Source organism: Parasphingorhabdus sp. (assembly GCF_036964675.1).
In the GTDB taxonomy this organism is placed as follows: Bacteria; Pseudomonadota; Alphaproteobacteria; order Sphingomonadales; family Sphingomonadaceae; genus Parasphingorhabdus.
Genome location: NZ_JBALTF010000144.1, coordinates 1 through 909 on the forward strand (window position 1 = coordinate 1; position 909 = coordinate 909).

At 60.6% G+C, this 909-nt stretch carries 1 protein-coding gene; it reads right to left on the reverse strand.

All coding sequences use genetic code 11. The annotated features are described in order from the left end of the window. Positions 1-510 precede the first annotated feature (510 nt). A partial coding sequence (locus V7665_RS13615; protein ID WP_442955234.1) for a peptidylprolyl isomerase occupies positions 511-909 on the reverse strand: 399 nt, incomplete at its 5' end.

Below are 909 nucleotides of genomic sequence, written 5' to 3' on the forward strand. Positions count from 1 at the left end.
GGACCAGCAGGTCGCTGACCGGGATCGGTAGCCAGTGGTCGGCGGGGGCGGCGGCGAGAATTTCGGCGGGGGTGGGAGCGGCTTTTTCCTGTGCCAGAGCGGGCGCGCTGAAGATAAACAGCATCAGTGCCCCGGCGAAGGCCGGGGTCCATCTCCGAAAAGTCCGACCAGACGCAATCGCACGAGATGGACTCCTGCCTGCGCAGGAAAACAGATACGGATCAGGGTCGTTCATATCGCACAACTTTTCATCTCAGGGTCACACGGGTCACACCCCCTATTGCCAAGAAAAATTTTCCTCCGCGAGTTGTTGAAAACCAGGGGTGAGAGGCTGCGGGGCAGGAAAGGCGAGGGAGTGAAACATCCGCCTAGATTAATAGAAATTGCCAAGTGTAGGAAAGGGAAATTTCCTCATTGTGTCCCCGCGAAGGCGGGGATCCATCTCCCGAGCGAGCGTCTCGACGCTATGGCAGGAGATGGACACCTGCCTGCGCAGGTGCACTGCCCTCTTCACTCCCCAGCCACCCGTCGCACCGGCACCGGAATATTGCAGATATCCGCGCCGCCCGCCGGCACGATGAAAAATGGATCACGGCGATTGGCTCTGGCATCGGCATATTGGGCGAACGTCTGGCCCTCGGTATTCAGATATTCGAAACGCGGCTGGTCCGCTGTCGGCAATGCATTACCCAGCCGGATCGAGCTGATCGGCACCCGCTTGCTCGCGTCCTCGTAAAAACCCAGCTGCCCCTTGCCGCGCGGCAGGCTGGAGAGATATTCCATGCCTTCGATGACCCGCCCAACCACCGCAATATTGCGATCGAGATGGCGCGGCGCATGGCCGATGACAGTGTAGAGTTCCGCGCCGCTGCCGGTGTCGGGGGAATAGTTGCGGCCAACGCCGACGGC